19 protein-coding genes and 1 tRNA gene are annotated in these 21,382 nt (G+C 61.9%); 10 read left to right on the top strand and 10 right to left on the bottom strand.

The window, feature by feature from the left end:
- On the bottom strand, positions 1-326 hold a 326-nt coding region (locus tag VJX68_RS11465), incomplete at its 3' end, for an SDR family NAD(P)-dependent oxidoreductase (RefSeq protein ID WP_324095828.1).
- 388 nt (positions 327-714) lie between these two features.
- Between VJX68_RS11465 and VJX68_RS11460 the strand changes: the two genes are divergently transcribed.
- Positions 715-1,521 carry an SPL family radical SAM protein gene (locus VJX68_RS11460; protein WP_324095827.1) on the top strand — a complete coding sequence of 269 codons (807 nt, stop codon included), beginning with the start codon at positions 715-717 and terminating at the stop codon, positions 1,519-1,521.
- An 82-nt stretch (positions 1,522-1,603) separates the two neighbouring features.
- Here the strand turns inward: VJX68_RS11460 and VJX68_RS11455 are convergent.
- The 4 genes from VJX68_RS11455 to VJX68_RS11440 form a co-directional block, all read right to left on the bottom strand.
- Positions 1,604-1,689, bottom strand: a tRNA-Leu gene (locus VJX68_RS11455).
- 72 nt (positions 1,690-1,761) lie between these two features.
- Positions 1,762-2,145, bottom strand: coding sequence for a preprotein translocase subunit SecG (gene secG, locus VJX68_RS11450; RefSeq protein WP_324095826.1), 384 nt, complete (start codon positions 2,143-2,145; stop codon positions 1,762-1,764).
- Between the two features lie 10 nt (positions 2,146-2,155).
- Positions 2,156-2,929: a triose-phosphate isomerase gene (tpiA, locus tag VJX68_RS11445; protein WP_324095825.1), complete on the bottom strand. Its 774-nt coding sequence runs from the start codon at positions 2,927-2,929 to the stop codon at positions 2,156-2,158.
- Between the two features lies 1 nt (position 2,930).
- Positions 2,931-4,106, bottom strand: a complete 1,176-nt coding sequence (locus VJX68_RS11440) for a phosphoglycerate kinase (RefSeq protein ID WP_324095824.1) — start codon at positions 4,104-4,106, stop codon at positions 2,931-2,933.
- A gap of 251 nt (positions 4,107-4,357) precedes the next feature.
- Between VJX68_RS11440 and VJX68_RS11435 the strand changes: the two genes are divergently transcribed.
- On the top strand, positions 4,358-7,720 hold the full coding sequence (locus VJX68_RS11435; protein ID WP_324095823.1) for an adenylate/guanylate cyclase domain-containing protein: 3,363 nt from the start codon (positions 4,358-4,360) through the stop codon (positions 7,718-7,720).
- Between the two features lie 3 nt (positions 7,721-7,723).
- Here the strand turns inward: VJX68_RS11435 and gap are convergent, their stop codons facing one another.
- Entirely contained in the window at positions 7,724-8,728 is a 1,005-nt protein-coding gene (gene gap, locus VJX68_RS11430) for a type I glyceraldehyde-3-phosphate dehydrogenase (protein WP_324095822.1), read from the bottom strand.
- Positions 8,729-9,019: 291 nt separating this feature from the next.
- On the opposite strand from gap, the gene VJX68_RS11425 reads away from it, so the two are divergent.
- From VJX68_RS11425 to VJX68_RS11395, 7 genes are all read left to right on the top strand, one after another.
- Positions 9,020-9,721, top strand: a complete 702-nt coding sequence (locus VJX68_RS11425) for a MotA/TolQ/ExbB proton channel family protein (protein ID WP_324095821.1) — start codon at positions 9,020-9,022, stop codon at positions 9,719-9,721.
- Positions 9,722-9,730: 9 nt separating this feature from the next.
- Entirely contained in the window at positions 9,731-10,165 is a 435-nt protein-coding gene (gene tolR / locus VJX68_RS11420; RefSeq protein WP_414643480.1) for a protein TolR, read from the top strand.
- A 9-nt stretch (positions 10,166-10,174) separates the two neighbouring features.
- On the top strand, positions 10,175-11,266 hold the full coding sequence (locus tag VJX68_RS11415; RefSeq protein ID WP_324095819.1) for a TonB family protein: 1,092 nt from the start codon (positions 10,175-10,177) through the stop codon (positions 11,264-11,266).
- Positions 11,267-11,384: 118 nt separating this feature from the next.
- Positions 11,385-12,668, top strand: coding sequence for a Tol-Pal system beta propeller repeat protein TolB (gene tolB / locus VJX68_RS11410; protein WP_324095818.1), 1,284 nt, complete (start codon positions 11,385-11,387; stop codon positions 12,666-12,668).
- Positions 12,669-12,690: 22 nt separating this feature from the next.
- Positions 12,691-13,203: a peptidoglycan-associated lipoprotein Pal gene (gene pal, locus VJX68_RS11405; RefSeq protein ID WP_324095817.1), complete on the top strand. Its 513-nt coding sequence runs from the start codon at positions 12,691-12,693 to the stop codon at positions 13,201-13,203.
- A 4-nt stretch (positions 13,204-13,207) separates the two neighbouring features.
- On the top strand, positions 13,208-14,065 hold the full coding sequence (locus VJX68_RS11400; protein ID WP_324095816.1) for a tetratricopeptide repeat protein: 858 nt from the start codon (positions 13,208-13,210) through the stop codon (positions 14,063-14,065).
- A 24-nt stretch (positions 14,066-14,089) separates the two neighbouring features.
- Positions 14,090-15,013, top strand: coding sequence for a bifunctional riboflavin kinase/FAD synthetase (locus tag VJX68_RS11395; RefSeq protein WP_324095815.1), 924 nt, complete (start codon positions 14,090-14,092; stop codon positions 15,011-15,013).
- On the opposite strand, the gene VJX68_RS11390 is transcribed toward VJX68_RS11395, so the two are convergent.
- The 4 genes from VJX68_RS11390 to VJX68_RS11375 all read right to left on the bottom strand — a co-directional run bounded on the left by VJX68_RS11390 (position 14,955) and on the right by VJX68_RS11375 (position 19,256).
- Positions 14,955-15,902, bottom strand: coding sequence for an LLM class F420-dependent oxidoreductase (locus VJX68_RS11390; RefSeq protein ID WP_324095814.1), 948 nt, complete (start codon positions 15,900-15,902; stop codon positions 14,955-14,957). The two genes, VJX68_RS11395 and VJX68_RS11390, sit on opposite strands and share 59 nt — an antisense overlap.
- Positions 15,899-16,759 (bottom strand): class I SAM-dependent methyltransferase, encoded by an 861-nt coding sequence (locus tag VJX68_RS11385; protein ID WP_324095813.1) that lies wholly within the window; start codon positions 16,757-16,759, stop codon positions 15,899-15,901. The genes VJX68_RS11390 and VJX68_RS11385 overlap by 4 nt, the downstream gene beginning before the upstream one ends.
- A 155-nt stretch (positions 16,760-16,914) precedes the next feature.
- Entirely contained in the window at positions 16,915-18,570 is a 1,656-nt protein-coding gene (locus VJX68_RS11380) for a tetratricopeptide repeat protein (protein ID WP_324095812.1), read from the bottom strand.
- A 62-nt stretch (positions 18,571-18,632) separates the two neighbouring features.
- A complete protein-coding gene (locus tag VJX68_RS11375) occupies positions 18,633-19,256 on the bottom strand; it encodes a methyltransferase family protein (RefSeq protein ID WP_324095811.1) in 624 nt (207 codons plus the stop codon).
- Positions 19,257-19,412: 156 nt separating this feature from the next.
- Here VJX68_RS11375 and hemE point away from each other — a divergent pair, with 156 nt between their 5' ends.
- The gene (hemE, locus tag VJX68_RS11370) at positions 19,413-21,380 is read left to right on the top strand and encodes a uroporphyrinogen decarboxylase (protein ID WP_324095810.1); all 1,968 of its coding nucleotides are present in this window, start codon (positions 19,413-19,415) and stop codon (positions 21,378-21,380) included.
- Positions 21,381-21,382 lie beyond the last annotated feature (2 nt).

Raw genomic sequence — 21,382 nt, 5'->3', positions numbered from 1 at the left:
GCCAGCTTGTCGAAACGGCCCGCGTAGCCGAAGCCCGCGTTGTTGACGAGAAACGCGATCGGCAAATCCGCGACTGCGTCGGCCAGCCGATCCGCGCCGTCGGGCGCCGCTAGATCGGCCGCGACCACGCGCGTGTCCACGTGATGCTTCTCTTTGATTTCCGCGGCCAGCGCATTCAATCGATCTTCGCGCCGCGCCGTCAGCACTATCGACAAGCCCTCGCGCGCGAGCGTACGCGCAAACTCAAGTCCGATTCCCGCCGACGCGCCCGTCACGAGAGCCCACTCGCCGTATTTCTCACGATATTTGCGCCCGTTGTCCGCCATCGCGATTTCCTCCAGCTGCGGCGCGGACCGTCATGTACCTCGCGCCGCGCTCTGCGCCTAGAATCTAGCAGCTTGCGAGGCCTCAATCGCGCCCAGTGAAAAGCGAAAAACCGGAGCACAAGGAAAACAGAAGGCAGAATCCTGGATTCATCGCGATTTCGGGCGGTTATGCGACTTGACTGGATAGCGAAGAAAAAGCGAAAATAGACGCGTCAGATGAATGCCGTCGCCACATTGCCACTTTACTCGACTCCGCCGGAAGACCTCGACGCCACGCGCGGCGTTGAGTTTATCGAGATGCCGGTGCGGCGGATTCTCAATCGATGCGACAGCCCGCGCGTGCCGTTTCGATGGACTATCAACCCGTACCGCGGCTGCGAGTTCGGATGTGTGTACTGCTACGCGCGCTACACACACGACTTCCTCGAGCTGCGCGACCCGATGGATTTCGAGCGCAAGATTTTCGTCAAGCGGATGGCAGCCGAGGTCCTGTCGCGCACGCTTTCGCGCACGTTCGATCGGCACCGACGCTATCGCGATCGGCACCGCGACCGACCCCTACCAGCCGGCCGAGCGCAAGTACGGGCTGACGCGCTCGATGCTCGAAGTTTTCGCGCAGCTCTCGGGGCTGGACCTGTCGATCACGACCAAGTCGAGCCTGATCGTTCGCGACCTCGAGCTTCTGCGAAAGATCAACCGGCGCTCGAAGCTATCGGCAAACTTCTCGCTGATAACCCTCGACCGCAAACTGCAACGAATCCTCGAACCGCGCGCGCCGCGCCCAGGCCTGCGGTTGCGCGCGCTATTCGAGCTGGCGCGCGCGGGAATCCGATGCAACCTGCTGATGATGCCGATGATTCCCGGCCTGACCGACGATCCCGCGGCAATCGAGAACGTGATTCGCGCGGCGCGTCGCGCCAACGCGTCGGGCGTGTGGTGGCGTTCGCTGTTCTTGAAGCCCGCGGCGGCGCGCCGCTTCATTCCATTCGTCAAGGAGCGTTTCCCACACCTGGCCGAGCGCATCGACATGTTCTACGGCCGCGCCGAGTACGTGCCGCAAGCCTACGACGATCGGATGCGCCGGATTTTCGATCGCATCCGCGCCCGCCACGGCTTCCCCGTAGACTACGAACGCCACACAGTGCAGCCTCCGGCCGCACCGCAGCCACCCCGACAGAGCTCACTGTTTTCTTAACACCGGGTGCAGGGGTCACCCCTGCCGAAGGAAGCGTGAAACCCACCGCGGGTTTCACATTCAATAGACTGGATTTATTTTATGGTGCGCGGGGCGGGACTTGAACCCGCACGGTATTGCTACCACCAGCCCCTCAAACTGGCGTGTCTGCCATTCCACCACCCGCGCATATCGTGCGTGCCGGCCGGAGCTTAGGTTGAGGGTCTGAGCGCTCCGGAGCGGCTGCGAACAGTACCGCGATTACTTGGTCGACGACGGCGTCACTGCGCCGGCGGGATTATGACCCGCCGGGGCGGGCGCCGCGGGATTCGCGTTCTTGGGCGCCTGCTTCGAGGCCGGCGGCATCACGCTCGACGCGGGGGCCGAAAACGGCCGATCGAAGATGCTGCCGGTGACGCGCCGCGCCGACGCCAGCGCCAGGAAGATCGAGCTCGCGAAGAAGATTATCGCGAACGCCCATGTCGCCTTGGTCAGCGCGTTCCCTGCGCCGCTCGCGCCGAACACGGTCTGGCTCGAACCGCCGAAAACAGCGCCGACCTCCGCGCCCTTGCCCTGCTGCAGCAGGATGATGATGCACATGGCGACGCAGACGATTACATGTATCGAAACGACTATTGAAACCATTTTGTCTTCTTCAGCGGGTCCGCGCCCTAACGATGCGCGCGAACGAGTCAGCCTTTAAGCTTGCCCCGCCGACCAGAGCCCCGTCAATATCGGGCCTGGACACGAGCGAGTCAACACTCTCGTCGTTGACGCTGCCGCCATAGATAATCCGCACCGCATCCGCGCGTTCGCGCCCGCAGCGTTCGAGGATCGCGCCGCGAATTGCGCCGTGGATAACTTCGGCCTGCTCGGGCGTCGCCGTGCGCCCGGTGCCGATCGCCCACACCGGCTCGTACGCAATCGCCACCGTGGTCACGTGATCGTCGCCGACGCCTTTGAGTCCGCGCTGCAGCTGGCCCAACACGATATCCAGCGCGCGCCCGCCGTCGTGTTCGTCCTGGGTTTCGCCGACGCACAAAATCGGCGTCATTCGATGGTGCAGCGCGGCGAGCACCTTCCGGTTAATCAGTTCGTCGGTCTCATGAAAGATGTGGCGGCGTTCCGAATGTCCAACGATTACGTGCGTCACGCCGTAGGCCTGCAGCATCGGCGCCGACAATTCGCCGGTGAACGCGCCCTTGTCCTCGTAGTGCATGTTTTGCGCGCCCAGCAGGATCGACGAACCCGCAAGCGCCTGCGCCACAGCCGGGATAAGGATGCCGGGCGGCGCTACCAACACGTCGCGATCTTTCGCCAGCGTCGCGGCGTCGCGATCGATCTCGTGCCGGATTCCCTCGACGAGGGCGCGGGCCTCGACCGGGACAAGATGCATCTTCCAGTTTCCGGCGATTAGCTTCTTGCGCATCTCAGCCTTCCAGCGCCTTGACGCCTGGCAGCTCGCGGCCTTCCAGAAATTCCAGCGTGGCGCCACCTCCCGTCGAGATGTGCGTGAACTTGTTGGCCCACGGCGCATGCGCGAGGGCCGCCGCCGTGTCGCCGCCGCCGATTATCGAAATGACCCCGGCCTGGTTGGCCAGCGCCTCGCCTACGAGCATGGTGCCTGCCGCGAACGCCGGGATTTCGAAGAATCCGAGCGGGCCGTTCCAGATGACGGTTTTGGCGCGCGCGATTTCCGCGATAAACGCGGCGGCGGTTTGCGGCCCGATGTCCAGGCCCATCATCTCGGACGGAATTTCAGTGACTATATGAGGCGTCGCGCCGGCTTCAGGAGCGGCTGCGACGATGTGATCGGTTGGCAGGATGATTTTCACTCCCTTGCGCGCGGCCTCGGCGAGCAATTCCTTCGCCAGCTCGAGCTTGTCGTCTTCGACCCGCGAGCGTCCGATCGCGATGCCTTGCGCCTTGAGGAACGTGTACGCCATCGCGCCGCCTATCAGGATGGAATCGACTTTGTTGAGCAGATTTCTGATGAGCCCGATTTTGTCGGAGACTTTCGCGCCGCCCATGATTGCGACCGACGGCCGCTGCGGATTCTCGGTGACCGCGCGCAGCGCGTCGAGCTCACGCATCATCAGGAAGCCCGCGGCGCGCTCCGCGAGAAATCGCGTGACTCCAACCGTCGAGGCGTGCGCGCGATGGGCGGTGCCGAAGCCGTCGTTCACGTAGACCTGCTTGTGGCGCGCGAGCTCATGCGAGAAGTCGCGATCGTTGGCTTCCTCTTCCTTGTGGAAGCGCAGATTTTCGAGCAGCAGCGCTTCGCCGGGCTTGAGCGCGTCGATCATTTTGCCGGTGTGATCGCCGACGCAGTCGGGCGCGAGCTTTACTTTCTGCCCGAGCACGTTGGTCAGATACTCGGCGACGGGCTTGAGGCTGAGTTCAGGGGTGCGCTCCTTGGGACGCCCGAGATGCGAGCAGAGCACGGCCGAGCCGCCGTGCTCGAGGATGTAGCGAATAGTGTCGAGGCTCGCGTCGATTCGCGCCGGGTCCTGGATTTTCCCCTCGGCGATCGGCACGTTGAAATCGCATCGCACGAGCACCTTCTTGTCTTTGAACTCGAGGCGCGTGATCGGTACTACGGACATCGCGGGAGCACTCATTCAGTCTCGCGCTGGTACAAGGGCATTTTGAATTTGCCGCACATCCGGGCGATTAATCTAACAGGATGCGGAAAAACATGCGAAGCGCGCTTGATTGAATGTGAAGCCCACTGCGGGTTTCACACTTCCTTGGGCAGGGGTGACCCCTGCACCTTAGTCCTTTGGCGGCCGTGTAGTGCTCGGCGAGCGCCAAGTGATAGAAGAGGGGCCTGCCCTTGCCTCAGCAGGTCGAAGCGATGCGCTGCTCGAATTGCAAAACTGAAAATCCAGCTGGCAAGAAGTTCTGCGGTGATTGTGGCGCGGCGCTCGCGAATCTTTGTGCGAAATGCGGTGCCGATAATCCAGCGGGCAAACGCTTTTGTGGAGAGTGTGGCGCGGCGTTGGGAACGCCCGCGGTGGCTGCCTCGGCAAAGAAATCGAATGATTCGCCGATTCGAGTAGCTGAGACGCCCGCCCCTGAGAATCTCGAAGGCGAGCGCAAGACGGTCACCGCGCTGTTTGCCGACATCAAGGGCTCCACGGAGCTCGAGCAGGATCTCGACCCCGAAGAAGCCCGCGCAATCGTCGATCCCGCGCTTCGGCTGATGATCGACGCGGTGCGCCGCTACGACGGCTACATCGTGCAATCGACCGGCGACGGCATCTTCGCGCTTTTCGGCGCGCCGGTCGCGCACGAGGACCATCCGCAACGCGCGCTGTATGCCGCGCTGCGCATGCAGGAGGAGCTGAAACGCTACTCCGCGAGATTGCGCGAGGCCGGCAACCTGCCGATCGAAGCGCGCGTCGGTGTTAACACTGGCGAGGTTGTCGTTCGTTCGATCACGACCGGCGAAGGACATACTGAGTACACGCCGATCGGGCATACGGCCAATCTAGCCTCGCGGATGCAGGTGCTTGCGCCGACCGGCTCGATTGCCATCAGCGAGCAGACGCGCGCGCTGGTCGAGGGATACTTCGCGCTCAAACCGCTCGGCCCGACCAAGGTCAAAGGCGTGAGCGAGCCCGTCAACGTTTATGAGATCACGGGCTTGGGGCCTCTGCGCACCCGTTTACAGCGTTCAGCCGGGCGCGGGTTCACCAAATTCGTCGGGCGTGAGCGCGAGATGGCGTCGATGGAAGCCGCGGCCGAGCGCGCCAAATGGGGACACGGACAGATCGTTGCCGCGATGGCGGAGGCGGGCACGGGCAAGTCGCGCCTGTTCTTTGAGTTCAAGGCCAAGAACCAGTCGGGCTGGATGGTGCTCGAAGCGTTTTCGGTCTCGCACGGCAAAGCTTCGGCCTACCTGCCGGTGATCGATCTGCTGCAGAGCTATTTCAGGATCACTGGCGAAGATGACCAGCGCGTACGGCGCGAAAAGGTCGCCGGCAGGCTTTCGATCCTCGACCCTTCGCTTGAGGATGCACGCCCCTACCTGTTCGCGCTGCTTGGAATCGTCGAGGGCGAAGACCCGCTGGCGCAGACGGATGCGCAGATTCGAAAACGCCGCACGTTGGATGCGATAAAACGGATCCTGCTGCGCGAGTCGCTCAATCAGCCGTTGATGGTGATCTTCGAGGATCTGCACTGGATCGACGAGCAGACTCAGGAGTTGCTGAATCTTCTCGCCGACAGTATCGGCACCGCGCGTATCCTGATGCTGGTGAACTACCGGCCGGAGTACTCGCATCAATGGAACAGCAAGACCTACTACACGCAGCTCAGACTTGACCCGCTGGGCAACGAGAGCGCCGACGAGATGCTGAGCTCGCTACTCGGCGACGATGCGGAAGTGCGCCCGCTCAAGCGATTGATCGTCGAGAAGACCGAGGGCAACCCGTTCTTCATGGAAGAGACAGTGCTGGTGCTTTTTGACGAAGGGGCGCTGGTACGCAACGGAACGGTAAAGCTCACCAAGTCACTCAATGACCTCAAGATCCCGCCTACCGTGCAGGCGATTCTCGCCGCACGCGTCGACCGGCTGCCGACGGATGAAAAAGAATTACTGCAGACGCTAGCGGTAACCGGCAAGGAGTTTTCGCTGTCGCTTGTACGAGCGGTCTTCAAGAAGTCCGACGATGAAATCAGCCGGATGCTGAATGATCTGCAGCTTGCCGAGTTCATCTATGAGCAGCCGGCGGTTGGCGACATCGATTACACATTCAAACACGCGCTCACCCAGGAGGTCGCCTACAACTCGGTACTGATCGAGCGGCGGAAAGCTCTTCACGAGCGCGCGGGACAAGCGCTGGAATCGATGTTCGCCGAACAGCTGAACGCTCACTTCGCCGATTTGGCGCATCACTACAGTCGCAGCAGTAACCGACCGAAGGCCGCGGAGTACCTGCGACTGGCCGGGCAACAAGCCGCACAGCGGTCTGCAAATGCTGAGGCGATCAAAAATTTCACGAGCGCCCTGGAAATATTGAAGTCACTGCCCGACGCCCCGCAACGCGCTCGGCAAGAATTGGAATTAGCGGCGATGCTTGGTCCTGCTTTGATCGCCACCAAAGGCAACGCGGCGCCGGAAGTTGGAGCGGTCTACGAGCTGGCGGTCGAGCTGGCTCGGCAAGTGGGAGAAGATGCTCAACTGTTTCCGGTCTTGTTTGGACTGCGATCCTACCATTTTGTCCGTGGGGAGCTGCGGCCTGCATCGGAACTCGCGCAGCAACTCGTGAGCCTGGCCGAAAGCCTGCAAGACTCTGGTTTGCTGGTGGAAGCCCATCTGGCGCGAGGCAATTCGCTTTTTATTTTTGGAGAGTTGCTCCCCGCCCTGGATCACTTCGAGCGGGCTGTCATCATCTACGATCCTCGCAAGCATCACAGTCATGCGTTTCTCTATGGACTGGACCCGGGAGTGTTTTGCCTCGCCCGGATCGCCTGGGGCTTGACGCTTCGCGGCTATCCGGACCGGGGTCTGCAAAAGGCCGACGAGGCAATCGCCTTGGCCCAGCAACAGGCTCACCACTTTAGCTTGGCGGTCGCCTTGAATAACGTGTTCACGGTCCATCACCTTCGCAGAGACTGGCCAGCCATGCTGCGACAAGCGGAGGCGGAGATCGCACTGTGCACCGAGCAAGGATTTGAAGGTATTCTGGCGCAAGCAACTGTGCATCGGGGAATCGCTCTGGTCGCGCAGGGACAGACGCAGGAAGGAATCGCGCTGATTCAGCGTGGGTCGGCCGCCGCCCAAGTTACAGGGGCGCGCCTATTCCGATCGCATTTTCTGACCTACCTGGCGAGGGCATTCTTGACAGCGGGACGATTTGAGGAAGGGCTGACCGCGGTGGCCAAGGGGATCGCGATAGCTGAAGAAACGGGGGAGCGTCTCTACGAAGCCAGGTTGCTCCGGCTGAAGGGTGAGTTGCTTTTGGCGCTGGACTCAGCCAACGCCGCCGCGGCCGAGCAGTCCTTCCGCGAAGCCATCGAAGTTAGCAGGCGGCAGAGCACGAGGCTGTTTGAACTGGAAGCAACGACGAGCCTCGCCCGTCTGCTGGACAAGCAAGGCAAGCGCGATGAGGCGCGCGCGATGCTCGCCGACATCTACAACTGGTTTAGCGAGGGCTTCGACACCGCCGACCTGAAGGACGCGAAGGCGTTGCTCGACGAGCTGAGCTCTTAGCGGCTACAACTTATCTGCGACGAATGCGGCGATGTCAGCGAGGCGCTGCGAGTAGCCCCATTCGTTGTCGTACCACGAAAATACTTTTACCAGCCGCTTGCCGACCACCTTGGTCAGCGGCGCGTCGAAGATCGACGAATGCGGATTGCCGTTGAGATCCACCGAGACCAGCGGCGCCTCGCTGTATTCGAGAATCCCCTTGAGCGGGCCGTCGGCCGCCGCCTTCATCGCGGCATTGACGGCTTTCACCTCGGCGTCCTTCTCAACTGTCGCGGTCAGATCGACGAGCGAGACGTTCGACGTCGGCACTCGAATCGCGATTCCGTCGAGCTTGCCGTTGAGCGCGGGCAGCACGAGGCCGATCGCTTTTGCGGCTCCGGTCGAGGTCGGAATCATCGACATCCCGGCGGCGCGCGCGCGCCTGAGATCCTTGTGCGGGCCGTCCTGCAGCATCTGATCGGAGGTGTAGCTGTGCACCGTGGTCATCAGGCCGTGGACTACCCCGAAACTCTCATGCAGGACTTTGCCGATCGGCGCGAGGCAGTTGGTAGTGCATGACGCGTTGGAAATCACGTCGTGCTTTTTCGAGTGGTACACATGGTGATTGACGCCGAGACATAGCGTGACGTCGGCGCCGTCGGCAGGAGCGCTGATGACGACTTTTTTCGCGCCGGCCGCCAGATGCATCGCGGCTTTGTCACGCGCCGTGAACAGTCCCGTCGATTCGATGACGACCTGCACGCCCAGCTTGCTCCACGGCAACTTGGCGGGGTCACGCTCGGCGAGCACCTGCAGCGGCTTGCCATCGAGGAAGATAGACCCGCCTTCGGCTTTGACCTCGTGGCGGAGCGTGCCGTGGATGGAATCGTACTTGAGCAGATGCGCGAGGGTGGGCGCGTCGGTGATGTCGTTGACGGCGACGACCTCGAGGTCTCTTTTGGTCAGCGCCGCGCGCAGAAACATCCTGCCGATTCGGCCGAATCCGTTAATTCCGACTTTTATCGCCACCGCTCGAATCCTCCCACTACGATTTCACTGAAAAGAGCAAGCGACCCGAACCTTAGATAAGTCCGGGTCCGATGTACAGATTCTACGCCGCGGCGCGTCGCGAATGCAGGGGGAGGGGGGAAATCAGTTGATTGAATGTGAAACCCTCCGTGGGTTTCACGCTTCCCTGCACAGGGGTAACCCCTGCACCTTAGAATTCGTAGTAACAGGGGGGCGTGCTGGTTTTGGCTCGGCTGATACCCTTATAATGGTTCGATTCTTCGGTTGTATGGCGGTTTTATGCTCCATCAGGTGAGCGGTGCAGGCGGGTTGGGGGTGGTGGAACTGGTGCTAGGCACTGGCCCGGTCGTCGCCGCCGTGTTGTGGCTGCTGGTCGCGTTTTCGATCGGTAGCTGGGGGATCATCCTTTACAAGCTGATCCAGATTTCGCGGGCGCGGCGCGAGTCCGAAAAGTTTATCGCGATTTTCTGGGAATCGAAAAATCTCGCCGCGATTCATACCGCGAGCGTCGGCCTGAAGCGCAGCCCTGTCGCGCAGGTGTTCCGCTCCGGCTACCAGGAATTGCTGCAACTAACGCGCGCCAAGCGCCAGGCGGTCGGCTCGGATAGCGGTTTCTCGACCGACCTTGGCGGTATCGCCAACGTGATGCGCGCGATGAAGCGGCAGGAAAACGTCGAGCTGACCAAGCTCGAATCGGGAATCACGTTCCTCGCGACGACCGGCTCGTCGTGCCCGTTTATCGGACTGTTCGGCACGGTGTGGGGAATAATGACGGCGTTCCTCGGGCTGTCCGCGTCGCATACGTCGAGTATCCAGGCGGTCGCGCCGGGAATCGCCGAGGCGCTGATCACAACCGCGGTGGGGCTGGTCGCCGCGATTCCGGCGCAGATGTTCTACAATTACTTTATCGCGCGCGTGCGCGTGCTCGCGACCGAGATGGACAACTTCACCGCCGAATTTTTGAATATCGCCGAGCGTCATTTCCTTTCGTAAGGCATCATCATGGCAATGGATTCAGGACAGGGGCGCGGGCAGATGGTTTCTCAGATCAACGTCACGCCGCTGGTGGACGTAATGCTCGTGCTGCTCGTTATCTTCATGGTGACGGCGCCGATTATTCAGCAGGGTGTCGAGGTCACGCTGCCGGCGGTCAAGGCCGAGGCGCTGCCGGGCAAGGAAGAGCAGTTCGTGGTGTCGATCACTCGCGACCGGCAGATCTATCTCAATGACGCGAAGCTCTCGGCGGACGACCTGGCCGCCAAGCTCAAGGCGATTGCGCAGGAGCGTCCCGACCGCGAGGTGTTCATCCGCGCCGACGACCAGGTGCCGTACGGCGAGGTGATCCGCGCGATGGCGGCGATCAAGGCGGCGGGAATCGAAAACGTCGGGATGGTGACGGAGATGCCGGCGGACGGCACCGGCAGCGGCGCGAAGTGAGCGCCAGTCGTGGCATCGCCGGACCATAACGGTGACGAGCAACCGTCGCGATTTGGATACTTCGCGGCGATTTTCGTCTCCGCGCTCGGGCATGCGGCGATTTTCGCGCTCGTGTTTTTCATCGCGCCGCGATTTTTGCATCCCGCGGAAGCGGCGCCGACCGCATACACGGTAAAGATCGTGAACAATATTCCAGCCGGCGACTTGGGGACGCATCTGCCGCGGATCAATCGGCATCAGGCGGATCAATCGAAGGCTCCACCGAAGCCGGAGGAGGCGAAGGTCAAGATCGAGTCGGCGAAGACGGAAATCTCGCTCAACGACACCGATAAGAACGCACTCAAGATTAATGCGAAGGCGACTGACGCGCCGACCGCGACGCCAACGCCGCCGACGCCCGAGCCGACGGCCGAACCCGCGCCGGCGCTCGAGCCAAATATCGAAGCGACGCAAGAACCGACGATCGCACCAACGCCCGAACCGACTCAGCAGCCGACGAGACATCCCACGCCGAAGCCGACCCCCGACAAGGCGCGCATTCGACCCAAGTCCGGATCGACGATGGCGATGATTGTGGCGACGCCGAGCGTCGAGCAGCGGCTCGCGAAGCTGAAGCGGGATTTGCTCGCGGAGCACGTCAAAGAGCTGGAGAAAAATCCACCCCCCGAAGATGAAGGTGACGACGATACGGAGGCGCCCGACACTACGGCCAAAGGGCCGGCCGGCGGAGGACCGGTCGTCGCGAGTAACGCCAGCGAAGGAAAAGGCTACGGCGTGCGCGCGGGCGAGGGCAGCGTCGGGATTCTTAAGGACCCGGAATTTCTGCTGTACTATAAGACCGTGCAGGAACAGATAAAGAAGGCGTGGACGTTTACCGGCGGCTCGAATGATCTGACGGCGACGGTGAATTTCGCAATCGGGCCCGACGGCGCGCTGACCGCGGTGAAGATTGGTACGAGCTCGAACGACGGCGCATTCGATGATTCGGTGATTCGCGCGATTCGGCGGGCAGCGCCGTTTCCCGCGCCGCCGGAAAAGTTTCGCGATCAGTTTTCCGCCGGGATCAGAGCGGTGTTTCAGCTCGGCGAACTCAAGTCCTGATGGTGGGAATGTTGCAGGAGGTGCGGATGTCTTTTTTCAGTATCTATTTCTCCAGTATTCAAACATGAAGGGGTTACTTCACGGGTGCGCTTTTGTATGCGCGATTGTTTTAGCCGCGATGGGTCAAGCCGCCGCGCAGGGCGCAGGCGCGGGGCCGATTACGATCACGATCGCGGGACCGGGCGGGCAGCTCTCGCCGATCGCGGTGTCGGGGCTGAAAAATCTCGGCGACGACGACGACCATCGCATCGGCAGCGCGTTCGTCGGCACTCTCAGGCGCGACCTCGAGCTCTCGGGCTACTTCAGACTTATCGATCCGCACGCGTATATCGAGGATCCGCAAACGTCGGGCTTCGAGCTGGGGCAGTTCAATTTCGCCGACTGGCGCTCGATCAACGCTGACTTCGTGGTGAAGGGTTCGGTCGGGGCCGGCGGCCCCGGGGTAAAACTGACCGCGTATCTTTACGACGTGGCGCAGCAGCGGCGCATGATGGGCAAGAATTACAGCGGCGACGCGGGCGACGTACCGCGGATGGCGCGGCGATTCGCCGACGCGATCCTCGAAGCGGCGACCGGGCAGAAGGGGCCGTTCGATTCCAGGCTGGCGTTCGTCTCGACGCGCGGCGGACGCTTCAAGGAAATCTATACGCAGTCGATTGACGGGCAGGACCTGTTCAAACTGACCGACAATCCTACGATCAACCTCTTCCCGGGTTTCGACCGGAGCACGCGCTACGTGCTGTACCTCTCGTTCAAGAGCATGGCGCCTGCTCTTTACCTGGCGGACCTGCAGCAGCGGCGCGAGGCGAAGATCGACAGCCCGCACGGCCGCGTGATCGGTGGAACCCTCTCGCCCGACGGCGAGCAAATCGTCGCGTCTATCGAGCGCGACGGCATCACCAATTTGTATCTGCTCACGCGCGATGGCGCCGAGATCCGCCAACTCACCGACACGTCGGGGATCAACGTGAGTCCTGCGATTTCGCCGGACGGCGCTACGATGGCGTTCACGTCGGATCGCTCGGGCACGCCGCAAATCTACGTGATGAGTCTGGCGGGCGGTTCTCCGAGACGCGTCACCTACAGCGGCGACTACAACACGACGCCGGCCTTCTCACCCAAGGGCGACAAGCTGGCGTACCAGAGCCGCAACAACGGGCGCTTCGACATCTGGACGATTCCCGTCGGCGGCGGCGACCCGGTGCAGGTGACCGACGGCAACGGCTCGAACGAGTATCCAAGCTGGTCGCCGGACGGGCGCTATCTCGCGTTCAGTTCGACGCGCGGACACAACTCGCGAATCTATATAATGATGGTCAGTAACCGGAAGATTATTTCCGCTTTGACGGAGGGTAATGGTAATGATTCCTGTCCAGCGTGGTCGGGGTGGTTGGGTGAGTAGTCGTTCGACATTGGCGAAAGCGATGGCGATTGTGAGTGTCGGGTTGATGCTGGCATTGGCGGGGTGCTCGTCAAAGAAGCCCGCGCCGGTCGGCGATACGAATCCCAATGCAAATCAACTTAATGAAAACACTTCCGGCGGGACCAACAGCAGCACACTCGAGGACTGGAAGAAGGGACTCATCCCCGGGCAAGGTCCGCTCAGCGACATTCATTTCGGATACAACGATTACACGATCCAGGATCAGGACGGCTCGGTGCTGAAGTCCAACGCGAGCTGGCTGCAGAAGTATCCGCAGACGAAGGTGCAGGTCGAGGGTCATTGCGATGAGCGCGGATCGGAGGAATACAATATGGCGCTCGGCGCCAAGCGCGCGCAGGCCGCCAAGGATTACCTGGTGACGCTCGGAGTCAGCGGCAGCAGAATCTCGACAATCAGCTACGGCAAGGAGCTTCCACTTTGCACCGAGCACGACGAAAGCTGCTGGCAGCAGAACCGGCGCGATCACTTTGCGGTGAGCGACAATAAGGATTAGACGCGTGCGAAAAACGAACTGGATGATCGGAGTCGTCGCCGTGCTTGCGGCGTTCGCGCTGACGGGATGCGCCGATCAGAACGACATGGAGCAGCTCAATAAAAACGAGTTCACGCTGCGCGGAATGATCGCGAGCGACCGCCAGCAAATCGACTCGTTGAAGGCGCAAGTCGCGCGGCAGAACGATCAGATCGAGGAGCTTCAGCACGGCGCGGGCGCCACGAGCGGCAACGCGTCGGGGGTGAACGATCGAGTCGCGAGCCTCGAAGCCGAAGTGAAGGCGCTCCAGGCAGGCATGGCGGCGACTCCGGGCGCGGTTCCGCCGCCGGGTGCACCGGCGGACAGCGTCGGTCCGGGCACGGCAGTAGCGTCGGCAGAAGCGCCCGCAGGCGTCCCTGCTCCGCCCGCAACGCCGGCTGAGATCGCGCCTACCTGGCCGGCCGAACTCGATCAGGAGATTGCCGACGCCGCGACCTCGGACGAACCGGGCATCAAGATTTATCGCGAAGGTCTCGACGCGATGAAGGCAGCCAAGTATCCGCTCGCGGTCGCCAGGTTCACCAAGCTGCAGCATGCGTACCCGAAATCTCCGCTGAGCGAGCCCGCCGAATACTTCGCGGCCAACGCGTTGTTCGAGACCGGCGGCTACGACCAGGCGATTTTGCAGTTCAACGATCTCGTGATGCGTTTTCCCAAGGGCAAATATGCCAGCGCCGCGCTGCTGCGCGAGGCGCAGGCATTCGTGAAGCTCAACGATCGAATCGACGCGCGCCTGACCCTGCAGAAGCTGGTGGCCGATCACGCCGGAACACCCCAGGCAGAAGCTGCCAACACGATGATGAAAGATCTCGCGAGCGACTAAAGCGGCGCACTCGCGCACGATTGAATGGAAATAATTCGCGACCTCGAAGCGCTCGCGCGCCATCCGTACCCGGTCACCGCGATCGGAAATTTCGACGGTGTCCATCTCGGGCATCGCGCGATCCTGAAGGCGGCGATCGATCGCGCGCGCGCGGCGGGCGGCACCGCGTTCGCGCTCACGTTCGATCCGCTGCCGGCCAAGCTGCTCGTTCCGGCGCGCGCTCCGCGATTGATCCTGACGCCGGACGACAAGCTCGAAATGCTGCGGCTGTCGGGCATCGACGGCGTGATCGTGATCAACTTCACGCTCGACTTGAGCATGCTCCCGCCGCGCGACTTCGTGCGCGACTACCTGCGCGCTAAAATCGGCGTGCGCGAAGTGGTCGTCGGGCACAGTGTCAGCTTCGGCCACAATCGCGCAGGCAACGCTGCTGTGATGGTCGAGCTCGGGCGCGAACTTGGCTTCGATACTGATGTGGTCGGGCCGGTGAAAGTCGACGGCATCGAAGTCAGCTCGACCAAGGTGCGCGAAGCGATCGCCATCGGCGACATGCATCGCGCGGCGCGGCTGTTGGGCCGTTACCACTTTCTGAGCGGTGCCGTCGTGCGCGGACGCGAGCGCGGACGAACGATTGGATTTCCGACCGCGAATCTCGCCTGCGAGACGGAATGCATTCCCGCCGACGGCGTCTACGCCACCCGCGTCATCCTTGACGACGGCGCACATGCGTCGATCACCAACGTCGGCATGCGTCCTACGTTCGCCGAGAGCGCGCGCTCGATCGAGGCGCACATCTTCGACTTCACCCGCGACATCTATGGGATGCGAATCAAGCTCGAACTGATCGAACGAATCCGCCCCGAGCAAAAATTCGCCAACGCCGAAGCGCTCAAGGCGCAGATCGCGCTCGATCTAAGCAAGGCGCGCGAAATCCTAGCCGTGGCATAGCGCTAGCGGATCTTTGCGGCCGGCTCGACCCAATCACGTGCGAGCCGCCCTCGATCCATCCGCCAATCTGCGACTCATCTTCCGGCGGACTCGCAAGTATCACCAGTTCGTTCACGCCCGCCGCGCCATACTTCTTCAAATCATCAGAAGTGATCTTCTTCGTGTACGGACACACGATGAGCTCGACTTCGCGCGCCTCGCGTCCGTTGGCTTTCAGCATCGCGCGCGGCTTGTCCGCCAGCGGTGCGGCGTCATCAGGTCCGACATTGAAGCCGAACCATCCGACCCCGATGTCCGCCGTGCGCTTTAGCGCGGGCACGCTTTCGCCGCCGAAAATTATCGGCAACTTGCCGCCGCGCACCGGCTTCGGAAAACTGTTCGCCGCATCAAAATTCACGAACTCGCCGTGGAAACTCGCCGCGCCATCCGACCACAGCCGCCACATCACTTCGAGGTATTCGCGCGTACGCTGCGCACGCCGCTCAAACGAAATTCCGAGCGCCGCAAATTCCTCCGCCGACCATCCGATTCCCACGCCCAGCGCGAATCGCCCGCCCGAGAGCCGGTCCAGGCTCGCGACTTCCTTGGCCAGCACGACTGGGTTGTGCTCCGGCACCAGGCAGATTCCCGTCGCCAGCCGAATTGTTTTGGTCACGGCGGCGGCAATTGTCAGCGCGATGAATGGATCGAGCCAGTCGGCATCGCCGGGCAAAGGGAACTCGCCGCTCGCGGCGTACGGATACTTCGAGTCCTGGCGATCGAAGAGTACGACGTGCTCTCCCACCCACAGCGTCGAGACTCCGCGGCGCTCGGCCTCCGTGGCCGTCTTCAAAATTGTGCCGGGACGCGCCCCAGTGCCAATTCCCAGCGCGAACAGTCCGACTTTCATTGGCCCGACGCCGAACCGTTTGCGGCCGCGGCGACGGCCGGCGCCTTCACGAACTTGAGCATGAAACGATCAGTCTCGCCGCGATGCTTGAAGACATACCAGGTGCGATCGTCTTCAGGATGGCGCAGCGCGCTCGACGCTCCCGACAGTTTGAAGCCGGCCTTCTCGACGTCCTTTATGAGGAAGTCCTCGTCGATTCGATGCAGCGTCGTGGTCTGCGTATCGCCGGTGCCCGGCTTGGCGCTGTGATCGACGATCCCGTAAATCCCACCGGGCTTGAGCGCCTTGAACACGGCCGCATTTACGTTCTCGCGATTGACCTTGAGTCCGACCATGTCGTGGTAGTTGAGATGGATGATGACGGCGTCAAGCGAATCCGGCGGGACCGGCAGCAGGTCGGGCGCGTCGAAGGGCTTGCTGACTTTAACAACGTTGCTAAGCGCGGGCTCCTTGAGCCGCGCGTCCCAGGCATCCTCGATTTTTTTGAACTTCTCGGGGAACGGGCCGTTCTGCGAGTAAACCTTGCCGCTCGGTCCGACGATTCGCGCATACAGCTCGGTCATGTAGCCGCCGCCTGCGAAAGCATCGGCGATTTTCATGCCGGGCTTGATTCCGTAGAACGCCATGATCTGATCTGGACGGCGTCCGGCGTCGAGCGCCTTGTCGGCCGCGGGCCGATCGGGCGCGTTGATCGCGTCGGTAACTTCCTTGGGAATCTGCGACGCAGGAACGGGCGCGGTTTCAGCGACGCTCGCCGCAACGGGCGTTATCTGTGCGCGCGCCGGCAATGAGCTCCATGCGAATCCGGCGAATGCGATCATGGTTGAGAAGATTCCGACCCGCGCTCTGATACTCATTTCGATTCTCCGAGTGACGGTGGATTTGTTGTTCCGACGATTCGCTACAAACCGACAGCTAACACACCGATCGCGAACCGGGCAACGCGATTTCTCGCACGGCTGGGCTTCAGGGGTCACCCCTCCCGAAGGAAGCGTGAAACCCGCCGCGGGTTTCACTTTAAAGAAAGTGTTTTGCTCTCGGAGGCCGCGGACGCCGGCAGCGTCACATCGGCGTGCGCCCACGCTTTCTTGAATCGGGCATCGATGCTCGCCGCTTCGTCCGATGCGTTACGAGCGCGAAGACATATCGCGAGTCCGTTGAGCGACCATCCATTTTCAGGATACTGCTTCAGGTCGTCGCGAAAGACCTGCTCCGCATCCGCCGTCCTGCCATTCGCAAGCAGTTCCATCCCCAACGTTTCACGCACGGGAAAGTACCAGGGCGGCGGCTCCTCGTAATTGAGTGCGTCCTGAAGAGCGACGGCATCCTTGAGATGCTTGATCGCGTCGTCATGATGCCCTTGTGCTGAATCGATCTCGCCGCCGAGTGTCGCCGAGGCCATCGCGAGCAGGCGGTCTGCCGAATTGAATCCGACCATCCGCTCGGGCGGCGTCGCCGCAACAATCGTATCGAGTTTCTTTTTCTCATTCAGCGCGTCTGCAAAACGATTCTTCGCGGCGTACGCGAGACCGCGCGCGTAATGCCAAACGCCGGTCGTGAACGATAGATCCTTCGGCGGCGCAGGCTCTTTCAGAAGAGCGTCCCATTTGCTGAAGCGCACCTCGGTGAAATATCGCGTCGGCGTCATGCCCTCCGCCATAGGCATTTGCCGGACCATCTCGAGCGGCACCGCGTCGTCGAGTTCCCGCGACGCTTTGAACGCGCCGCGGCTGTTGCCCTCCATCATGTACGACGCCCAGAGGAACTGAATGTTGTGAGACACGTACATGATCGGATAGAGGCCCTTGGGATTGCGCTCGCGCAGGTAAATCTTGTCGGCCTTCATAGCGGCAAGATTCGCGGTCGCGGACGCGTCGTAGTCCCCGACGCGAAAGTAGATGTGCGACGGCATATGCACGATATGGCCGGCCGCTGGCGCGAGCTTTGGAAGCCGCTGAGCACTTGGCAACGCGCGGCCCGGGTTGGGCGACGCTTCGACCGCGTGGATGTAATAGTGATTGGCGCCGATGTGGTCTGGATGCTTCGCCATCACGCCTTCGAGCGCCGAGACAATCTCGTCGGTGCCGGCAACGGGTTTGCCGTCGGGCGTCCAGAGTGCCCACGGATGCAAATCCATCATGGATTCGGCGAACAGCGCCCCGGCGTCGGGGTCGTCGGGATTTTGGCGCGCGACCTCGCGCATCGCATTCGCATACGCAAGCTGAAGCGCGTCATTCATCTTGCCGTCGGGCGCATAGCGCTTGGCGAGCGCGTCGATATATTCACGCTCGGCGGGAGTCGCGTTAGCTTCGAGCGACTTCGCCTTCATGATCGCCGCGCAAGCCATTTTGCCGCGATCCGTGTCCTCGGGCAGATTGATATTCGGGCCAAGCGAAAGAGCGATTCCCCAGTAAGCCATCGCCATGTCGGGATCGTATTGCGCCGCCTGTTTGAAGGAATCCGCCGCCTCGTCGTGATTGAACGCGTAAACGAACGTCAGTCCCTGGTCGAAGAATTGTTGCGCGAGCGTCGAATTCGTTTTCGTAGTGACGGGATGATGCAGACTGCCGAGACCGTCGAAGATGGGTTCGTGCGCCGAATCAATTGACGCCTGCAGGTCGCTTGTGTCGGCGCAAGCGAGATTGGCCAGCGCAATGCAGGTCAGCACGGTCGCAGCAGCGAAAACAAATACGTCGATTCATCACGCCTTCAATCGTAAAGAAGCGAGACTCACCAAATCAATGGCAGCAATCGGCTCTTCACCTTGCCTTGATACTCTTTATATCCCGCAAGGTTCTTCGCGAGGAATCTTTCTTCGTCGAGGAGTCGCCACACGATCACCAGCGTCATCGGAACGATCGCGAACAATCCCCACCACGAGCCGAGCGCGAGCGGCACGCCCACTAGCATGACCAGAGCGCCGATATACATCGGATGACGTACGATTGCGTAAGGTCCGGTCGCTATGACTTTCTGCTCGGTGCCGACTTCGATGGTTCCGGCGGCAAAGGTGTTTTCCTTGAACACGAGAAACACGAAGTAGAGTCCGAGCGCGACCAGGATGTCGCCGAGCGCGCTCACATACAGGGGCACCGTGGACCACGCAAAACGATGGTCGAGCGCGGAGACAACAAACATCGCGACGAATGCCGCCGCGGCGAGCGATTGTATGACGTTCTGGCTCCTCTGCTGCTCGGCACCCGGCCCCGCATTGGTGCGACGCTCCAGAAGCTTCGGATCGTTTTTCATCAGGTAGATCGTGATCGCCAGCACCGACGCGGAAAGCACCGTCAGAAAAATCCACCCCTGCCAGTAGTCGAAAGTCCACGCCGGCAGGAAGATTATCGCTGCCATGATGATGAGAAGCTGAAGGAGTCCAGCAAACGCTCTTATGTTTACCGCGCTCATTGCTTACCCATTTTGATCCGGAGAGGCTGATTGGACAACCGTGAGGAGTGGACGGGGTGGCGTGCACGCGGCAAGATTGACGATGCGGTGCGGCCGCTCGCGATGAATTCAGAAACCGAATCGAGTTCCTCAGATATTACACCAAGCTTCGGCGGGTTGCGCGTTGTCGCGTTCGAGAGCCGGATGGCGGCCGAGGTCGCGACGATGATCAGGCGGCGCGGCGGCGTGGCGATTATCGCGCCCGCAATGCGCGAGGTGCCGCTCGAGAACAATCACGCGGCGCTGGACTTCGCGGAGCGCCTGCTCGGCGGCGAATTCGAGGTGGTCGTCTTCATGACGGGCGTCGGCACGCGCGCGCTGTTCGCCGCGATGGAAACACGGCATCAACGGCCGGCTCTGGTCACGGCGCTGGCTGCGATCACAACCGTGGCGCGCGGGCCAAAACCGATCCGCGCGATGCGCGATCTAGGGATCGAACCGTCAATCGTCGTGCCGGAACCGAATACGTGGCGTGAACTGCTGAGCGCGCTCGCGGCGAAGGTCGAGCTCAAGGGCAAGCGCGTCGCAGTGCAGGAATATGGAGTCTCCAATCACGAGCTGACTGCGGGACTCGAAGCGCGCGGTGCGCGTGTTACGATTGTGCCGGTCTACAGATGGACGCTGCCGGCCGACCGCAGGCCGCTGCGCGCGGCCTTGAACGCGATTGCGGCGGGCGCGGCGGACGTCGCGATTTTCACGAGCTCGAACCAGGTCACCAATGTCATTCAGCTCGCGGAGGCCGAGGGCATCGGCGACTCCGTCAAGCGCGGATTCGCGCGGATGGCGGTCGGCTCGATCGGGCCGGTCTGCTCCGAGCAGATTCGCGCGTACGGGCTCGGCGTGGACTTCGAGCCCGAGCATTCAAAGCTCGGCCACTTGATTAAAGAGGCGGCAGCGCTAGCGACTTTGATTCTTATTGCCAAGCGCGCGGATGCGGGTCGGATTGAAGCGGTCGAATCGCCGAGTCCCAGGCGCGCTGCGAGTTCCAACGCCCCGCGATCTCTGCTCACCGATCATCCGATGATGAAAGCGTGCCGGCGCGAGGCGACGCCCTACACTCCGGTTTGGCTGATGCGCCAGGCGGGACGCTACATGCCGGAGTATCGGCGCGTTCGCGAGCAGCATGAATTTCTCGAGATGTGCAAGCGGCCCGAGCTTTCTGCCGAGGTTACCGTCACGGCGGTCGAGCGGCTCAAGGTCGATGCGGCAATCATCTTCGCCGACATCCTGTTGCCGCTTATACCGATGGAAGTCGGGCTGCATTTCGAAAAAGGCGACGGGCCTGTGATCGATCGCCCCGTTCGCACCGAGGCCGACCTCGAGCGTATTCCCGCCGTCGATGTGGCGGCGCTCGGCTTTGTCGGCGACGCGATCAAGCTGGTGCATCGTGCGCTCGCCGCGACGACTCCGCTGATCGGATTTGCCGGCGCGCCGTTCACGCTCGCGTCGTACCTGATCGAAGGCGGCTCGTCGCGCCAATACCAGGCGACCAAAACTTTCATGTACACGCAGCCCGAGACGTGGCATCGCCTGATGGAGCTGCTTGCGCGCGTCACGGCGGATTATCTGAAAATGCAAATCGCGGCAGGCGCCGACATCGTGCAGATTTTCGACAGTTGGGTCGGCAGCCTCGGCCCCGATGACTACCGCCGCTTCGTGCTGCCGCACACAGCGTCGGTGATCGCGGCGATTCCGGCCGACGTGCCCGTAATCCATTTCGGGACCGTGACGGGCAACCTGCTCGAGCTGATGCGCGAGGCGGGCGGCGACGTTATCGGCCTCGATTGGCGCGTCAATCTCGCGGAGGCGTGGGCGCGGCTCAATTACAGTGTCGCGGTGCAGGGCAATCTCGATCCGATCGCGCTATTCGCCGACATTCCCGAAATCCGCGCGCGCGCGCGCGCGATTCTCGATCAGGCGGACGGACGTCCGGGCCACATTTTCAATCTCGGCCACGGAATACTTCCGGAGACGCCGGCCGAACATGTGATCGCGCTGGTCGATGCGGTTCACGAGATGAGCGCACGTTGACG

Source organism: Binatus sp. (SeqCode), from assembly GCF_035272065.1.
Taxonomy (GTDB): Bacteria; Desulfobacterota; Binatia; order Binatales; family Binataceae; genus Binatus.
Note: the sequence above shows the minus strand (reverse complement) of the source record. Positions and strands in the feature narration are given on the sequence as shown.